The organism is Verrucomicrobiia bacterium (assembly GCA_035629175.1).
Taxonomy (GTDB): Bacteria; Verrucomicrobiota; Verrucomicrobiia; order Limisphaerales; family DASXHY01; genus DASXHY01.
The window spans coordinates 132,822-149,800 of record DASPIL010000023.1 but is presented as its reverse complement, the minus strand read 5'-3'; the positions used below and the strand labels follow the sequence as shown (position 1 = coordinate 149,800).

14 protein-coding genes are annotated in these 16,979 nt (G+C 58.0%); all 14 read right to left on the bottom strand.

The genetic code is table 11. The annotated features are described in order from the left end of the window. Positions 1 to 680: 680 nt before the first annotated feature. Positions 681 to 1,019, bottom strand: a complete 339-nt coding sequence (locus VEH04_04215; protein ID HYG21964.1) for a glutaredoxin — start codon at positions 1,017 to 1,019, stop codon at positions 681 to 683. A 164-nt stretch (positions 1,020 to 1,183) separates the two neighbouring features. Further along, the gene (locus VEH04_04210) at positions 1,184 to 3,769 is read right to left on the bottom strand and encodes a hypothetical protein (protein HYG21963.1); all 2,586 of its coding nucleotides are present in this window, start codon (positions 3,767 to 3,769) and stop codon (positions 1,184 to 1,186) included. 4 nt (positions 3,770 to 3,773) lie between these two features. After that, complete coding sequence (locus VEH04_04205; protein HYG21962.1) at positions 3,774 to 4,484, bottom strand: hypothetical protein; 711 nt, start codon at positions 4,482 to 4,484, stop codon at positions 3,774 to 3,776. 15 nt (positions 4,485 to 4,499) lie between these two features. After that, complete coding sequence (locus VEH04_04200) at positions 4,500 to 5,402, bottom strand: hypothetical protein (protein ID HYG21961.1); 903 nt, start codon at positions 5,400 to 5,402, stop codon at positions 4,500 to 4,502. 19 nt (positions 5,403 to 5,421) lie between these two features. Continuing rightward, a complete protein-coding gene (locus VEH04_04195) occupies positions 5,422 to 6,282 on the bottom strand; it encodes a hypothetical protein (protein ID HYG21960.1) in 861 nt (286 codons plus the stop codon). Between the two features lie 75 nt (positions 6,283 to 6,357). After that, the gene (locus VEH04_04190; GenBank protein HYG21959.1) at positions 6,358 to 6,999 is read right to left on the bottom strand and encodes a prepilin-type N-terminal cleavage/methylation domain-containing protein; all 642 of its coding nucleotides are present in this window, start codon (positions 6,997 to 6,999) and stop codon (positions 6,358 to 6,360) included. Between the two features lie 80 nt (positions 7,000 to 7,079). Next, the gene (locus VEH04_04185) at positions 7,080 to 9,632 is read right to left on the bottom strand and encodes a galactose oxidase early set domain-containing protein (GenBank protein ID HYG21958.1); all 2,553 of its coding nucleotides are present in this window, start codon (positions 9,630 to 9,632) and stop codon (positions 7,080 to 7,082) included. Positions 9,633 to 10,054: 422 nt separating this feature from the next. Beyond that, positions 10,055 to 10,930 (bottom strand): DNRLRE domain-containing protein, encoded by an 876-nt coding sequence (locus VEH04_04180; GenBank protein ID HYG21957.1) that lies wholly within the window; start codon positions 10,928 to 10,930, stop codon positions 10,055 to 10,057. A gap of 2 nt (positions 10,931 to 10,932) precedes the next feature. Then, complete coding sequence (locus VEH04_04175; protein HYG21956.1) at positions 10,933 to 11,754, bottom strand: hypothetical protein; 822 nt, start codon at positions 11,752 to 11,754, stop codon at positions 10,933 to 10,935. After that, complete coding sequence (locus VEH04_04170; protein ID HYG21955.1) at positions 11,751 to 12,614, bottom strand: putative Ig domain-containing protein; 864 nt, start codon at positions 12,612 to 12,614, stop codon at positions 11,751 to 11,753. The genes VEH04_04175 and VEH04_04170 overlap by 4 nt, the downstream gene beginning before the upstream one ends. Positions 12,615 to 12,638: 24 nt before the next feature. Then, a complete protein-coding gene (locus VEH04_04165; protein ID HYG21954.1) occupies positions 12,639 to 13,502 on the bottom strand; it encodes an Ig domain-containing protein in 864 nt (287 codons plus the stop codon). Positions 13,503 to 13,513: 11 nt separating this feature from the next. After that, on the bottom strand, positions 13,514 to 14,323 hold the full coding sequence (locus VEH04_04160) for a DUF1573 domain-containing protein (GenBank protein ID HYG21953.1): 810 nt from the start codon (positions 14,321 to 14,323) through the stop codon (positions 13,514 to 13,516). Beyond that, entirely contained in the window at positions 14,320 to 15,834 is a 1,515-nt protein-coding gene (locus tag VEH04_04155) for a multicopper oxidase family protein (protein ID HYG21952.1), read from the bottom strand. Before VEH04_04155 ends, VEH04_04160 begins: the two co-directional genes overlap by 4 nt. After that, a complete protein-coding gene (locus tag VEH04_04150; protein HYG21951.1) occupies positions 15,831 to 16,979 on the bottom strand; it encodes a PA14 domain-containing protein in 1,149 nt (382 codons plus the stop codon). Before VEH04_04150 ends, VEH04_04155 begins: the two co-directional genes overlap by 4 nt.

Below are 16,979 nucleotides of genomic sequence, written 5' to 3'. Positions count from 1 at the left end.
TGGCGCTTCTGTTGAAGAAAAAATCCATCTTGTTCACAACTCGGAAATTTCCCGGCGCGAAAGTTGTTCACATCGGCTGCGGCGAGCTGATCCAAAGGCTTCCTCGCCGATATTGAATAACTTTCGGAACAGCTATAAGGGGCCGGGGGAGAGGGTGCGCTGATTCGTTCTACAGCGTGACTTCGTTCCCAGGTTCAAACGCTCCTCCTCTCCCCTCGCCCTCTCCTCCGCTCGGAGCGGAAGAGAGGGAGTTGAATGGGGCTTTACACCCAAATCAGGGCGCTCGTTTTCAGACTGATTTTCTCCCCTCGCCTGCGACGCAGGAGCGGGAGAGGGGCTGGGAGAGAGGGTGCGCTAATTCGTTCTATAGCGTGCCCTCCTCTCCCCCCGCCCTCTCCTCCGCTCGGAGCGGAAGAGAGGGAGTTGAATCGGGCTTTACACGCAAACCAGGGCGCTCGTTTTCAGACTGATTTTCTCCCCTCGCCTGCGACGCAGGAGCGGGAGAAGGGCTGGGAGAGAGGGTGCGCTGATTCGTTCTATAGCGTGACTTCGTTCCCAAGCTCAAACGCTCCTCCTCTCCCCTGCCCTCTCCTCCGGCTGCCGATCCGACATGCACGTCCTGCGTACGCAAGAGCGCGAAAGCCTCGCAGCTTTCGCGCTCTTGAAATGTGGATCGGAGATCAGCGATGAAAATTAACGGGCGCGCCGCCGGGCATTTCATGCGCGCAGGGCTGATTCGTCGGCGAATCGGCAGTGCGATTCACGGGCTGCACCAGATTATTTGCCAGCAGGTAGGCTTCAACCTCGTCGCCACTGATGTCGGGCAACATGTGTCCATTCACCTCCACGCATGGGCTCAGCATCTGGCCGCTCTTCTCAATCATCTCCTGGCGCTGCAAAGGATCGTTGATGATGTCGCGGTCCTCAAATGGCAGATCGTACTTGCGCATGATCGCGCGCACGCCCTGGCTCCAGCCGCAGGACGGCTTCAAATAGGCAATAATCTTCGGTTTGTTCATAATGTGGTCGGCCCATACACTGCCACAACCGGGAGAAATGGCAACCCGTAGCGCAAGGTTTCCAAACCTGTCCTGCCCGCCGCAGCAGGCGGCTGAGGACGGGATCTACGCCACGCTTCCGCAGACTTGGATTCTGCGCTACGGATGATCGCAGCACACATCGATTACATCACTCCACCAAGTTCCGTCGAACTGAACCGCCTGGATTGAAACACTTCCGGCTTTACGCGCATCGGCCATTGTTGCCAGTCGGCATCCGCATCGGATCGCAGACTCTCAGGCAGGCGGACAACGGCCTGATCGATCAATGCGGGAAGAACGGGAGCCCTGACTTTCAATGCAATTTCGAGCGTCAGAAAAAACTGTCCGGCATCGTGAGCTCCGCGCAACGGTTCAGGCACGTATGCGGCGCCTGCCTGGTGGACAGCGCGGATAAATTCACCGTGGGGCACGCCGACAAACCACGGTTCCTGCAGCCCGATGATCACCTTTCCTGCATTCCATTCGAGCCACGCATTGGCAAGGGTATTGACGGGGCCGGGTGACAGGCTTGGAAGAGGTCCAATCATCATCATGGCAACGCCCTCTTCATGGCGCATCAGTGGGTCCGCGACCAAGCCTGTCTTTCGCAGTTCCTCGCAACCTTCGCTCACGGCAGCCCAGTCAACCTCGGAAATCAATCGTCCGCCCATCAATCCGACAATTGGAAGCTCCGCGTAGAAATCTCCACGCACCAGCCAGGCATCGGGGAAAACCTGCTGAAACGTTCTCGCGATCGCCTCAAACTGGGGTCGAGTCAACTGGAACATCGGAAGCCATTGGCAATACAGCCCGCCCGGCTTGAGTGAGTCGCGCACAGCGCGAAACTGTTCAAGGCTGAACAACCGCCCCTCGCCAGTCCGCCACGGGAGAAACAGATCCCCAATCACAACATCGTAAGCGCCCTGGTGCGTGGCGGCCATCCATCGTGCGTCCTCTGAAATGACACGAACGCGGGAATCATCGAAGACACCACGGCTGTAGCCGGCAAAGTGCGTTCTCGCTTGTTCAATCACCAACGGCGACAGCTCCGCGGCGTCGATTCGTTCAACGACGCCAGAGAGAGCTGCGCCCGACAAAGTACCTCCTGTCGCGACGCCCAGCAGCCCGACAGACCTTGCCTTTCCGTGCAACAACAGGGGAAGCAACGACTGCCGTTCCTGGTTCACGCGGGCTTTCGATCCGCCAAGAGTATAGCTGTTATTAAAGATCATTCGCCAATCGCCCGGTCCGCATTCCACAGTTGCTACAACTCCTTCGCGGCCGACGCTCACTTCGGCAAGCCGTTCAGTGGGATTGACGGAAACCTGCGGCAACTGCCCTGCCACAAGGAAGGCCGTGACCATGATCGCGCCCAATACTGGCCAGCGGCGAAACTGCGCGTGGACCCCGTCACTGGCGAATGCTCCTTGAACCTGAGGACGCGCAATGGATTCAAGCGTGCGACCCACTGGTCTCATCAGCGAAATCAAGGCATAACCAGCGCCGATTACAACGACGCTCTGCCAGAGACCGAAAGAAGGAGCGATCAGCCAATGCGCGGCTTCAGCCCCGCACCACCCGCCAAATCCGTTGCAGGCCAGCAATAGAGCAACCGAACCGCGGCCTGCTCCCACGTGCGCCAGCAGGAGCGGAAACAGCAGGCCCGCAACCAGAAACGTCGGGCACAAAGAGAGCATCGCAAGCATTCCTATCTCCCGCAGATAGGCGGCGGGTTGAAGCTCATAGGCAAGAATATCAACGCCGCCACGCAGCCAAGTGAATACGAAGGGCTGGAGTGCGCACGCGAGGGCGGCGCCGATCATGACGTATTGAAATCTGCGCCTCGGATCCTTTGTGCGCCTCTGAATAATCGGGACAATCGCTGCGGCGGCGCCCAATGACAGCAAACCCCAGGCAAGCACGGTAGCGTTGGAAAAGAGTGAGTTGATGGTGACCTGCGCGAACTGGTGCTGCACCACCACTTCCAGAGACAGCACCAGGAATCCCGAGGCAAAGGCGAGAAACGCGACGGCAGGATCCATCCTGAATTTCGACCGCATATCGCGGAGGTAAATCGGCGCAGGCCGAACATGTTCCAACGTCGCAGCAGTCTCCGACGGCATCCGTGAAATCAACAGAGCAGCCGCAGCAAGCAGCAGATTCAATCCGCAAAATGCAAGGCCCGCCCCGGTCAAACCCCAGGCCGGCAACGCCCACAACATCACTGATGCGACACCTGCGACACCGCCCAGGGTATTGGCGGCATAGAGCAAAACCGCCTGACGCCCTGCCGTGGGGGAAAACATTTCAACGGCGCGCATCATCCATGGAATCACCAGCCCCATCGCCGCTGCGGGCGGCATCACAAATAAAAACGGTCCGAGATGCTTCCACAACGCACTCGACTGGGACCTATAGAGAGCATCAGCAAACTGGGGCGTGAGCAGCACTGGAATCGATAGCAGCGCGATGCTGATTTCCGCGCCAGCCACCCAGCGCCACCGATGACGCACCGGCTTGGAAAAGAGGGCCGCCAGCGCTGAACCGGTCGCAAGCCCAATGAAAAACGCTCCGAGGACTTGTGAGAACGTGAATGAACTGGCGCCCAGCAAGTCGACCAAACGCCTTGTCCAGATGATCTGATGGCCCAGACCTGCAAGTCCACTGAGACTCGCGAGCGCACACGTCACCCATACCAGGGTGGAGATGCTTCCAGGTCCGCGGCTCATTTCATCAAAGGCGGCGCGCGCGTTTGCGATGGATCTGAAGCAACACGGTTCCACCAAGCGCAATTCCCAGGAATGCCAGCGGGACGGGCTCAGGGACGGCTCGAAAATTCACATGCAACATTTCCGATGGCGTGTGGATGGGACCGCCTCCAACTCCGTTCTGCGAAGTATCAAATAACTGAAGGCCCACAAGATAGTCGCCAGGCAGAGTTGCTGTGAATCGCCGGCCATGGATATGACCCGCCGGGTCCTCACCCGGATCACCAGCCGTCAGCGGATTGCTTAAATCAATCAACGGAGTCGACTGGCCCACGTTCAGCGGATATGTCGGGACCATGTCGCCCGTGAGCCAGAAACCCAGGGACCCGCCTGTGGGGGCGCTGAGGAGCGTGAGTTGGACCTGGATAAAGGATCCATACGCTGGCGGCAACCCAGCTGGAAGCGTTCCCGCGGAGAGTGCGACGAGCGTCGGTGAACTGTTGAAATGGCCCGCGAATCGCCCCGAACTGGCGTAAGTCATGGGATAGTAATATCCGGACTCCGCCACGAACGCTGCGCCATTAGCCCAAACCAGTGGATCGTTCTGGCTCGTACCAGCCGCGCCAGCATTGAGATGATCAAATGAAATCGGTTGTGCCTGGACGGTGGCACAGGCAATCGCGCCAGCCGCGGCGAGACATAACCAACCTGTTTTGATTCGAAGATTTGTGTTCATGTAGAAGTGGAGTGATTACTGTGGAATTTCGGTCAATCTGTAAAACCGTTGAGGTCCCGACGCGTTGGTATCCGATAGATAGTGAAGATCGCTATGGGCGCCGTCGGGGCCCAGCGTGGTGATGTTCGTGGCGATGGAGATCCAGTTTGTGCTGCCAAGACCGTCGCACGCTTCCAGAAAGTAGTTATGAAAACTCCGCGCGCCGTATTGGACCATCACCGTGCCGTTCGTTTTCATCATCGAATTAATGAAAACCCCGGCTTGGAAATAGAAGTAGTTGGTTGGGTCGGAAGGCTGATGAATCGGGCCGTTTCCGGGACCTGCTGTCGAGGTGTCCACCAGGCGGAATCCAACGGTGTACAGGCCGGCCTTGTTCGCGGTGAACCGCCGCCCGTGAATGTGGCCGAAGGGGTCAGGCCCCTCAGGCGTGGTAAATCCCTGGCTGATGTTAAATCGATTGGTCGGGCTGTGCGTCCCCACGGGGACCTGAAACCGGCGTGTGGTTTCAGTCGCTTCCTCGTTTTCCTCCCAGAACGCGATTTCCCCGCCAGGCGGTCCGCTCACATGCGTCACCTCCGCCTCGAGAAACGCCCCACTGGCGGGGGCATTGGGCGCAGGCCCGCCCGTCCAGATTGTTCCCGGCAGCGCCGCAAACCCAACCTCCACCTGGTACAATCCAGGATACAGCGGATCTGTATCGCTCATGAAGAAGCACGCAGGTGTCGGAGGCGAGTTTCCCCCGATGTTTGAAAAGATGTCGTACGATGCGGCATTGATCAGCCGCAGACGTGAATTGGGCGCCGTGCTCTCGGCTCCGGCGCTCAGGTGGATATGCTGACCCTGCAGCGGCAGGCCGCCTCCGTGCAGGACGAAGGCGACCAGAATGCTGAGGATTGTTCCGGCTTGATACCGCTTCACGAGTGGATTCCGGAAAAATTTATGGTGCAACTCCGCGCAGCCGGTAAAAACTCGCAGGCATGCCAGGCTGATTGGTGAAGGTCAGCGCCGTCACTTCCGGACTGTTCGTGAACGGCCCCGCGACAGGCGTCCACCCGTTCGCGAGGTTGGTCGTGGCCTCGACGAACAGGTTCGTGATTCCCATCCGCGCGAAGCTCAACGCAAGCACGTCCTCACCGGCAGCCACGCTCGTCAGCGCCAGATTCACATCAGCGACCAGCTTGATTGTCAACGGATCAGAGGCCGCGTGAATCGGCGCGATCAATTCCGGATGATTGCTTGAGGTATCATGCAGCACGAGGGTGACGAGATATTCGCCGCGCTTGTTGACGGTGAAGCGCCGCCCGCGAATGCTGCCGAACGGATCGCCCCCGGGAAGACCCGCGCCCGTCTGGATGTTGCTCAACAGGATCCTGTTCTTTCCGGGCTCATAGGTTGCGCCAACGGCATATTGATACGTCGGAAACTTGGCCCCCTGTTCCCAGAACGTCAGCGCCCCGCCCTCAGGGCCATCCACCGACACAATTTCGCACGCGATGTAGGAGCCGAGCGCGGCGGAGACATCCGAGTTAGTCCTGGCCGAGAGCGCCTGCAACCAGAGATTCGTGGTGCCATAGAAATAATTTGTGAAATAGCGGTTGGAGAACCGCTGATAATTCATTGGCAGGACAAATCCGGAGCTGCTCGCATAATTGGTGCCGTTCACAAATTTCAGCTTTGTGCCGGTGTTGGTGCTCACTGCGCCCGCCGTCAAAAAATTCACCTGCGCCTGCGCCGTGCCAAGGTGAAACCCAAGCAGGAGCGTGCTCAGACAGCCAAGGGGTTTGAGATGGTTTTTCATTATGTTTTAGGGATTCAATTGGATTTGGGTTCGAAACAATTAGGGTTCTGATAACGATCTGACTGGAATTGATACTTACGGCCGTCCAACAGGCATTATGAAACGGGAACCAGGGGCCATCAGCTTCGGCGGCATGTGTTCCCACTTGAGCGTCTCCACATGGCCGTCAAGGTGCAGGTAATTGGCCCCGCCGAGATGGCGCTTCACATCCACCTGGATGCGGAAGCCGTTCGTGGTGTACGCACCCGCCGGGTGGTTCGGGACCGGCGAGTTCCGGTAATCTGCAAAATGGAAGTGGTCGAGACCGATGCTTTCCTCGAGCAACTCGCCCATCCACATCGTCTCCGACGGGCTTGGCACCGACGTTTGGCGAGAAAAATTGAGATGCGGGGCGCCAGCGGGGCGCGGTGTCAGAAAGTCATTCACCGCGAAGCTGTAGGGCCGCGTCTTTTCGAGGGCGCATCGGTAAATGTTGGTTCCGTTGTAAGCGGCCAGCGACGCGAGCCAGGATGGCAGGCTGTGCTGGTCGCCGGGCAACCGGCCGTTGTTGTCGTTCGCATACATCTCAGTGGAGAGCCCCATCTGTTTGAAATGGTTCAGGCACTGAATGGTTTTTGCCTTGCCCTTCGCCCGCGCGAGCGCTGGCAGAAGCATCGCAGCGAGGATGGCGATTATGGCAATCACGACCAGCAGCTCGATCAGGGTGAACCCGGACATACATTCACGTTTCCGCATCTTCTATCTCGTCTTCCGGCAGCCGGGTCTGGCGAGACCCGGCTGCTCACGTTTCCAACTTCCTAGTCTCTTGAGGCGACAGCCGAGCCGACCACAACCTTCTTCGCATGACATGGCGTTCCGTTTTCATTCACGACGAAGAGCATGTAATAACCGCCGATCGCGGTTCCCGGCAGCTTGGGCGCCGTGACGCGGAGGACGTTGCCGCCAGTGCGAGTGAATGGCAGTTTGATGTAACGCCGATCCGTGCAGAGACTGTGCGACATTGATCCTGTTCGGATGATGCACACAGACCCGATGCTCTCTGCGTTATCCACGGTCACGTCGAAGTTGATACCGTAGTCGATCTGCGATGGATAAGCCGTGATCACTGGGCGCACTGCCTCGTTGGTGTTCGCATCAAACAGGTAGGGCGGCGTGAAGAACTGCGCCGAAGCAACCCCCAGGTCCGAGTCGCCAGCGGGCGCGAAGGGATTGCCGGCAGGGGTCAAGCCGTTGCGGTTCTGGCCACCCATGTAAACCCGGCCATCGGGCCAGAGGTGGATGATGCCGTGCTCATCCCGCGGCACCTGGCTCTTGTCCATCGTGCTGATCAGGCCTGTCGCAGGATCCAGGATTTGAACGTGCATGCTCCATGCCTCCATTCCAGAATTCCCGGTGCCGTTTCCGCCGATGATGCAGATTTTTCCATCAGGCATTGGCGTGGCGTAATTCTGGCGGGCACGCACGACGAGCGAACCAGGAATCGTTGTCCACTTGGGCATCGGGATCGGAGGCTCGCCGGGCAGGCGGGGCTTGCTCAGGCTCGCCATCTCCAGATACATGCTGCTCGCTGTGACTGCGCTTGAGGTGTTGCGTCCCCCGATGTGATACAGGCGATGCGACAGCACCATGCCGTTCGTATCGAGTTCCATCATGTCCGCATTGGCAGAGAACGGCGCGAAGATGTTTGTCGCCGTGTCGACATACTTCAGCCACTTGCCTTCACGGACATTCGGCGTTTCCCGATCCGAATCGGCCATCGCACCCTGGACGTCCACGAGATAGGTGTGGCGCGCTGCCTGTTCGGACGAAGCGCTCCCGAGCTCACCGCCGGCTTCGGCGGCGTCCTCAAAGAGAATGCCGGAATTCACCAGGACCTTCCAATCGTGCGCGTTGGTTCCCGTCTGGACGACGCAGGAATTCGGATACCAGGCGGGATGCAGCAGACGCGCGTTTTCCAGTGCAATCGTTGTGTCAGTGTTGCCGTCGTAGACTTCGGGCACCGGCTGGGTCACCTGGTTTGCCGGCGTGCCCGCGGCCGAGGAGAGAAAGCCAGCCAGTTTGAAATTCCAAGGCAGGCTATTGCTCCAGGTTTCGCTCGCGAAGAAGTTGGTCAACCACGTGGAACTCGAATTGGGAGCGGTTCCAGTAGGAATCGCAATCTCGTCGCGGTCCCATCCTCCGAAGATGAACGCCTTGTTGCCCGGCAACGCGACACATCCAGGATACCAGCGCGCATAGCGCATATCACTCGGCACCGGGTCAGGATGCGTCACGGTTCCCCGTTCCGGATTCATCAACCGGATCGCCGGATAGTTTGTGGAATAGTCGACGCCCGTTATTGACGTCAAAAGGTGCGGATTACAGTCATTGCTGATCGAGTTACCGATGGGGAAATAAATCGAGCGTTCCGAAAGGCCGTTCGTAATTCTCGACCAGAAGAACAACTCCGAATAGGGATCCTCGGGATCCGCGTTGTACTGGGCGCGCATGCAGGACATCGGGCGTTGCACCCAGATTTCATTGTCTGGATCATAAATCTGGATTCGATAATTCCCGTTCTGGCTGTTCATGTCATGGCCGCCGGGGAAGATCGGGCGCCCATCCTCGAGCGTGCAGAAGCCCGGACAGTACATGTCGTAGTAAAGGCCGCGTGATACTCCCATGTTCTTCGTCGCCCCAAAATTCAGCTCGGCATCGTGATTGTTCAGGGCCGCCGTCACGTATTTCGGATCCGCGGTGTCGTACTTGTACGCATCGGGATGTCCCCAGTCGTAGAGCTGGCAAAGATCAAGGTATTGATCAACCCGGATGCGCTGGGGCACTGACTGGCTGACGTCATGAATGATCGTGTAGCCGCCGTAACAGAGCTGGTTGAAGGATCGGCGCAACGCGGAGTTGAACTGGTTGCCAGGATTGGAAAGAGCCGTATCGCCGCCGCCCGCTCCCGGGCCTCCGGGATTGGGGTTCTGGATGATGAAGTTGATGACGTCCGGATTGGCAAGTTCGTCTGCCGTGTAGCCCGAATGGCGATGAAACATCAACATCTTCGGCGTGTCCTCGTTGGTCTTCCAGACCAGCGTGTTGTGAACTGCCATTGCATGGGACGGCAGCAGCGGCCCGACTTTTCCGTGAAGGCGCGGATCGGTGTTTGTGTGGGCCAGCCACGTCACCGTGCCGCCGGGTCTCACGCTCAGATCCACGTCTGCGTAAGGCATGTTGGGATCCGTGTTGTAGGGCGCGCCCGCTACATGCACGTTCGCGGCCGCTCCGGCGAGCGCGAGCACCGCTGCGGCACACAACATCCGGGAAAAGGAGAATGTTATCGGGTGGAAAAATGGGATGGGTTTCATTGTGGGTTCACCGGTTTGTCGATGGATTCACTGCTGAGTTTGGTTTTCAACGTCACCCGCTCCTGAGCACCGCCAGTACCGGCCGCTCCTGGCTCGGCTCTTTCATCCATGAATTATTCCGCCGCCCTGCATGAACGTTTTCGTGGATGCACGTTTCAGCCGCTAAGAACAGGCGCAGGGCGCAACGGCGCTTCCGGCACAAGGAGTAATCATCGCAGGCGACTCTGGCATGAATCATTGGTCATGAGCGTCCGGGTGCCGCGGTTTTCGCGGTCATCCGTGTTTCGAATTGATCAACAGGTCGGAACCCACGCATCAGCGTGCGCATTTAGAAACAGGCGGGAGAAAGCAAAGCGCGGCGTCCGAAGAAATTAACCAATGCGGGGAAGGAAGAACGAGAAGACAGCTGCAGGCGCAACGGATCAATTAACGGGGCCTGGAAGATAAACACGAAAGAAGCCTTGGAAAGCCGATGGAGCGTTGGTGATCGTGATCACCCGCTCAAGAGGCTCCGCGGGAATGTTCGTAAGAAGGTTCCAACTGCCGCTCGCAAGGGATTCCCGGGATTCGACGATATACGGCTGGTTCGGTTCCGCATGAAACGAGAAGCCCAAGCCTTCGCCGTCAGTTTTCATTCCGAACAACCGTGGAGGCGGTGGCGGCGAAGGCGATGATACGATGAAATCCACGGCAAGCGTTGGAGCGAATTCGGATTCACGCGAACCGATCATTTTGCCGGTGGCAACCTGATCGCCCGTAGCGATCACGATCCAGCCGAAATTGGTCCCCGGATCTTTCACCCACATTTGAACATCAGCGATCATTCCGGCGGAGCTAAACAAGGTTCCGTCAATTTCCGCCGTGACGCTGGGCGACGACACGTACTCAGTTCCCGGTTCGCACCCCTCCGATGCCCATGGCACGCCGCTTTCCCGCTCGATCCAGGTCGCCTCAAGCTCCGCCCAGCTTACAAGCATCCGGTTAACATCGAAGTTCGAAGGATCTGTATTGGAGCGCGTAACCACAACGGCAAGCGTCACTCCCGTAATGGTCGCGTTGGTTGGAATTTCCGAGAAATCGAACTTCAATAGCGTCCGGTTTTGAATGAAATACGGCTCCTTCGCAATTCCGACCAGCAAAGGAGAGACATTACCGAAGTTCGTGACCGATGCGAATTGATCGCGAAGAAAGGTGTCCGCGATGGGATTGAGGATCTTCGTTCCCGCAAACGAGGTGCGCTCAGCCAGGCCGAGAAGGGCGAGGGTGGTGAGCGTCCAGCTCAGGAAAATCGTTCGCATACTCACGGACTCCGATCCGTTCGCCGCGGGCAACATGCGGACACAGAAATGATCATGATTACTGTGAGCGCTGCAGAAGAAGGTTCTGGTATCGGGGCCGCTGTCACGGTGAGTCGCGGGCGATTCGATGCAAAGCTGCGCGCGTTAAAGAGAAAACTCACTTCATCATCCGTTGCGTATAAGTAGAGGGAGACGTCGCCTCCAGCAGTCATATCCGCCAGGAAACCCGGCGCGAGGGCAAACGGGTAGTCCACATACACATTGTTTCCAGGAGGATCGTACGGGTAGGAGCCGAGTGATTCGTGTGAACCTGAAAACAGGAAGGAAATTGAATTGAAGCTTACGAGCGTCGTTGCGGGAAAACCCGCGGATCCACCGCTGCCGGCGACACCTTCAACCCATGCGTCCTGCGACAGCCAATCTATTCCAATCCCGCCAGCGTGAACTGGATTGAACATCGAATTGTTCGGCTGTGCCCCCGGAGTTCCGAAGTTGCTGGCAAGCGAGATCGTCACAGCAGTGATTTCCCAGTTTCCCGCTCCATGCACTGAATCAAAGGCAGCGGTTGCGTCTGAAAAGTTGAACTTCACTACGCTGCTGAATTCCCCCTTCGGCGACCCGCCTGACGCAATCGCCAGGGTAGCTGCTCCGCCAAAATTCAAGCTCGAGAGGTCGCCGATCGCGGGGTTGTCAATTGAACCGCTCGCAAGGAATGCATCCGCAACAGGATGATCTACGACGAAGCTTGTGGCGCCGTGCCCGGATACGGCAGCGAGCAGCAACAGCAGAATGCCGAATCGCAATCGCAGCCTGAATCGAATCATGGCACAGCCAGCACGCGGTAAAATCGCGATGCAGAAGTTGATTGTGGATCGGAAACGAGAAATGAGTCGGCGACAGGATGATTGGTCGCCGCAAGAGCGGTCCACGAATCAAGTGCGCTGTTGGTCGAAACCTGAACGATATAGGTCTGATTCGATGCGCCCGTCACCCGTACGGAAAAGAGGTTGCCTGGTCCAAATATCGCACTAAGGACCGGCCGCGCCTGCACAATCAGTTCGATTCCCCTGCTGCCGGTCGCCGAAACGGAATCCGTCACCTGGACATTGATTTCGAATTTCCCCGTGCTCCCCGGAATTCCGGAAATTCGTCCATCCGAGGCAAGAACAAGCCCGTCTGGCAGGATGGAGTTTGCCGAGAGCTGCCATGCGTATGGCGGACTTCCACCCGTGGCGCTCAGGTGCGTTGCGTAGCCCACTCCCGGGTGCGCTTTCGGCAGTGTCGCAGTCGTCACCTCAAGCGCTGCCGCGGGATGGAGAATGAACTCAACCTCGATATCATCTGCTGAGGCAGTGACCGTTGCAGGCGGTGGACAAGCGAATCCAAGGGTTGCCAACTGCTCGCAACTCGGCCGCACGCGGAGGTTGACTTCGGGCTCAACTTCAATTTCGAAATGACCATTCTCGTCAGTGGTGGATACCTGCACATGTCCCACGTAATCGTCGCCGAGGACGTTGATGCCAGCGAGCGAATTGCCGAGGTGATCGCGGACATAACCCAACACATGCAGCGCGTCTCCATCAGCTTCAACGCGCGGAACCGGGGCCAGGGCTATGACAAGGACCAACGCGAGGCGTGACGACTGCGAACACCGCAGGATACGCCGCTTAAAAGGGGCCGTCATCGATTTGGGTTCGTTGGCTTGCATCTAGTCGGGTCCAATTACAACGCGGTAAACACGGTTGGCGTTCGTCGCATGCGGGTCGAACACAATGTAAGAACCCGAATTCGGATTGTTCGTCACGAGCAACGAAGTCCAGCCGGCAGTCGACGGATTCGTGGACATTTGAATCGTGTAATTCTGACCCGCCGCTGCAAAGAGGCGCATCGAGAATCGGTTGGTTCGCCAAATCGGCTGCAAAAGGGTTGGCTGACGGTTCACCGTGATAAACAGAACCTTGTTTGTGATGACGGAATTCGCATCGCTCACCTGGACTTTGATCGGAAACAGGCTGTTGGTTGTCGGGCTGCCGGAGATCACCCCGCCGGCCGATAGCGAAAGTCCAGGCGGCAACGCCGGTGAATCGTGGGTCAACTGCCACGTGTAGGGTGGTTGTCCGTCCGCGGCGCCCAATTGCGCATGGTAGGCTGCGCCAACGTGAGCTTTCGGCAGCGCGTCATTTGTGATCCTCAGCAACGGCGTTGCGGCGCTGACAATGAAGTCGTGCCGGACAGGATCCGCTTCCGGGCTCACGGCCTCATAAGGCAAACAGGCATAACCCTGTTGCAGCAACTGCGAGCAGTTCACCTGGATTCTGTAATTCCCCTCGGCCGGAAATATTACCGAGTAATAGCCGTTGCTGTCCGTTGTTGAAGGGTAGGTTTCCCCAATCCAATCATCGCCGACAACATCCACGCCCACGACAGGATTCCCCTCCGCATCAAGAACGTACCCAAAGGTTTGAAAAATGGTGTCAGGCGGATGATCTGCGAGGGTTCGCAGTCCACCGGTTATGGCCAGCAGAGCGGCCAGAACGAGTGGCAAGCCCCGGTTGAAAGATGGTTTTTTCACGCGCAATTAAGTCAATGGGCCAGAGACTCCGCTGCCGCCTTGGAGCCCGCCGGGTATTTCTTGAGAAGGTAACCAACGAGCGATTCGATCTGGTTGGTGTCGAGGATTCCGCCCTCCTCCATCGCAAACGCGGGCATGAGACTTCCCGGTTTTCCGTGAGTAACCCAACTTCGCCAATACTCTTCGTCCTTTTTGCTTTGAAGCGCCGCAAGGTCGGGAACCATCTCGGCGCGATGCTCTGCGGTGTGGCAGATACCGCACGCTTTGACGAACAGCACCTCTCCAGTCTTGCCCGCGGCGGGCAATGCATGGCATGCGGCGCAACTTCCCTGGAAGACAACCTGCCGATCCTGCAGCGCCGCCATCATGTCGCGCTGTCGGGCCGAGACATTTGCTGGCGCCGGGGTCAGTGGAATTCGGGCGTGAATGGTCAGCACCTGCGAACCGTGCGACGAATGAACCGTAATTGTTTTGGTGACCAGGCCGAACCTCCCGCGCGTGTTGAGATTTACCTTTAGGGAACCGCCTTCACCTGGCGCCAATCGCCACGGCAACAGCTTCGCCGCCTGCGCCACAGTGCAATCGCAGGACGTTTCAGTGGAGTGAATCGTCACGTCGCCGTCAGAGACGTTGGTCGCCCAGAACGTGAAGCCGGCAATGTTAGTCATCGCTGCCAGCTCAACCGACTTTTCCACGGCATCCCAAAGCAGGGCAGATTTAGGAAGGAATGGAATGACGGGAGCTGACGGGCCGGCGTTATCACCGCGCATGGGACTGAGACTGATCAGCAACACGGAGATGAGTAGAAGCACAATCTTCATGGAACAATTTCGTAATCTGCCATCATGCCGAGGTCCTCGTGCTCGAGATTGTGGCAATGGAACAAGTAGCGCCCGGTGTACCCCTTGAACCGCGCCGCGACAGTTATTTCTCCTCCCGGGGGCGCGACCAGGACATCCTTCCAGCCGTGTCGCGCCGGATCCTGCGGCACGCCATTGATGTTGAGGACTTGAAACTGGATCAGGTGAATATGGACAGGGTGCGGATGGTTTGTTGGATTCAGAAATCTCCAGCGTTCCAGGGCGCCGTGCTTTACCTGGGCAAGGGGCGGATTGCTCATTTCATACAGTTCGTCATTGATGGTCCAAACCGTTCCGGCAGGACTTGATTTTCGATTCAACACGAACTCGCGCGTCGGTGTCTGGGCATCAACCGGCAGGTCTTCCCACGCAGACAAGCAATCGGGAACGGTCGAGTCGTCCACTGCGGGAATATCAACATCGAAACGCATGATCGACCCGAGGGAGCCTGCGCCGCTTCCGCCGTTTTTCAGGACAACCTGCGTTCCGAGCGTGTAGGCGCCGAAATCGACGACCACATCCACGCGCTCGAATGGCGCCAAGTCAATGACCGCCTGCGGAGCCGGCTTCGGCAGCAATCCGCCGTCCGTCGCAATATGGATGAGCGGCTCGGCTGTGCTGAGTTGCAATTGATACGCGCGCGCGTTCGATGCATTGATGATGCGGAGCCGGTATTTTCTGCGCGCGACTTTCAAATAGGGTTGCACCACGCCGTTGACGAGGATCGTGTCGCCCAGCACACCCGTCTCACGCGTGCTGGCATCAAGCATGTAATGAAACGACCCGTCTGCTTTGAAAACCCGGTCCTGGATCATGAGCGGAATATCGAACTCGCCCGTGGGAAGGTTCAACGCTTCCTCGTTCGGATCCTTGATCAAGTAACATCCAGCCATGCCGTAATACACATGCAGGCCGGTCTGGCCATGCGAATGATCATGGTACAGCAAGGTCGCAGCCCGTTGCTGATTGGGATAATGAAAATCACGAAACGCATCCGGCGAGATAGCCTCACGGGGATGTCCGTCATGCTGGGGGGCCACGTGTGCCCCATGCAGGTGGACCGAGGGATACATCATTGCCATCGCCGCCATTCCGTCCTGATGCATGTCCGGAAGACGGCTGACATGTCGAATTGCCACAGGGTGTCCCCGCGTCGCCCAGATCGTCGGACCGGGATAGATTCCGTCAAATCCCCAAACCACGGTCGCCGGCAAATCCCTATGCACTTTCGAAAGGCCGGCGCGCATGGTCATCGTGTAGTGCGCGGTCTTGCCACGCATCACGGGATTGAGCACCGGGGGAATGCGCAATGCATCCACAAATGGCGCCAGGGCCGGACTGTTACCGGACGGCTGCATGTCCATTTCCATGTTCATGCCGCCCGCCAGCACGCGGCGCGAGGCCGCGCACAAACCGGCGAGCGCCAGCGTGCTCGTGCGCAACATGTGACGGCGTGAAATCTTCAGGCTCATGGGGAAAATGGAAACAACCTCAGCATGGGAATCACTTCGCGCGTCTGATGCGGACTTTCCCAGCGCAGCACCGCCTCGGCGCCCGCAGCGTCAGCAACGTAGTCGACACGCAGCGCGGCGAGCTGCCCGCCGATCAAGGGAACAAAACCCCGGCGTGTTTGCTTCATTGAGCACCCCTCCCATTCATCGATGACCAGCTCTTGATTGACCCACACGCGGGCGCGTCCATGAAACTGGAACTGAAACTGATAGGGTTCCGTAAACTCCGGCAGGACGGAGCCTTCCCATCGTGCAGCGAAGGCGTCCGCCGTGATGCGCCGATGCGGCCGGGCGGTTCCCCACAAAAATTGAATTCCGCTGTTGGTCGTGACAACGAGCGGCGAATTAAATTCCGGAACATTGTGATAGCTCGCTTTCAATCCCTGGCCATGAAGTCCGTGCGATACGAGCGTTCTGAAGCGGGTCGGCACAGAATAACCGCTCCACTTCCCGCGCCCGTCCTTGTAACGCACCTGCCAATCGTAAGCCGTTCCCTCCGCGAGCCCGGGCGGATGATAGTTGGTCAGGCTGCCAGTGAGCGGCCCGCTGTCCAAAGCCACTGCATTGTTGCTCGCGTAACTGAGAACCCACTGGCTCGTGGCATGAAAATCAACCCCATCCGCATCAACATATGGCGTCGCCCTTAGTTGCAGCGCCACTGGCTGATTGGTGGCGCCGTCCGCAGGAGAAAGATTGATCGGTGTTTCGGGAGCCGTGTTGTCGGCTGAACCCGTCACGAGGATGATGCCAAACATTCCGATGCCGCCTTCGCCATGCAGCGAACAGTGATACGGAAAACTCCCCTCGTCCGAAAACGTGAACGTATACTCCTCCTCAAAAGCGGTGATGTCCGAGTCAAAGATTGCGTCATCCGAAGTCGCCGTATGTTCGCCTCCAAAATTTTTCCAGGTGACACTGTCGCCCACCGTGACCGCCAGGAATTGCGGATCAAAGTAATAATCGTGCATCTGCACCTGATGATCGGCTGCATGGAGCGGACGCATCGCCCCGGCTAGAACAAACACCCAAAGCGCAGCCGAAGTTGCGTTCGATATCAACGCGCGCAGCGGCTTGCGAAAGGCAGAGGTTTCGAATGGCTGCTTCAT

What these genes read in the sequence shown, in the direction of transcription:
- VEH04_04215 (HYG21964.1), bottom strand. Translation starts at nt 1,019, where the DNA reads ATGAACAAACCGAAGATTATTGCCTATTTGAAGCCGTCCTGCGGCTGG.
- VEH04_04210 (HYG21963.1), bottom strand. Translation starts at nt 3,769, where the DNA reads ATGAGCCGCGGACCTGGAAGCATCTCCACCCTGGTATGGGTGACGTGT.
- VEH04_04205 (HYG21962.1), bottom strand. Translation starts at nt 4,484, where the DNA reads ATGAACACAAATCTTCGAATCAAAACAGGTTGGTTATGTCTCGCCGCG.
- VEH04_04195 (HYG21960.1), bottom strand. Translation starts at nt 6,282, where the DNA reads ATGAAAAACCATCTCAAACCCCTTGGCTGTCTGAGCACGCTCCTGCTT.
- VEH04_04190 (HYG21959.1), bottom strand. Translation starts at nt 6,999, where the DNA reads ATGTCCGGGTTCACCCTGATCGAGCTGCTGGTCGTGATTGCCATAATC.
- VEH04_04185 (HYG21958.1), bottom strand. Translation starts at nt 9,632, where the DNA reads ATGAAACCCATCCCATTTTTCCACCCGATAACATTCTCCTTTTCCCGG.
- VEH04_04180 (HYG21957.1), bottom strand. Translation starts at nt 10,930, where the DNA reads ATGCGAACGATTTTCCTGAGCTGGACGCTCACCACCCTCGCCCTTCTC.
- VEH04_04175 (HYG21956.1), bottom strand. Translation starts at nt 11,754, where the DNA reads ATGATTCGATTCAGGCTGCGATTGCGATTCGGCATTCTGCTGTTGCTG.
- VEH04_04170 (HYG21955.1), bottom strand. Translation starts at nt 12,614, where the DNA reads ATGACGGCCCCTTTTAAGCGGCGTATCCTGCGGTGTTCGCAGTCGTCA.
- VEH04_04160 (HYG21953.1), bottom strand. Translation starts at nt 14,323, where the DNA reads ATGAAGATTGTGCTTCTACTCATCTCCGTGTTGCTGATCAGTCTCAGT.
- VEH04_04155 (HYG21952.1), bottom strand. Translation starts at nt 15,834, where the DNA reads ATGAGCCTGAAGATTTCACGCCGTCACATGTTGCGCACGAGCACGCTG.
- VEH04_04150 (HYG21951.1), bottom strand. Translation starts at nt 16,979, where the DNA reads ATGAAGCAGCCATTCGAAACCTCTGCCTTTCGCAAGCCGCTGCGCGCG.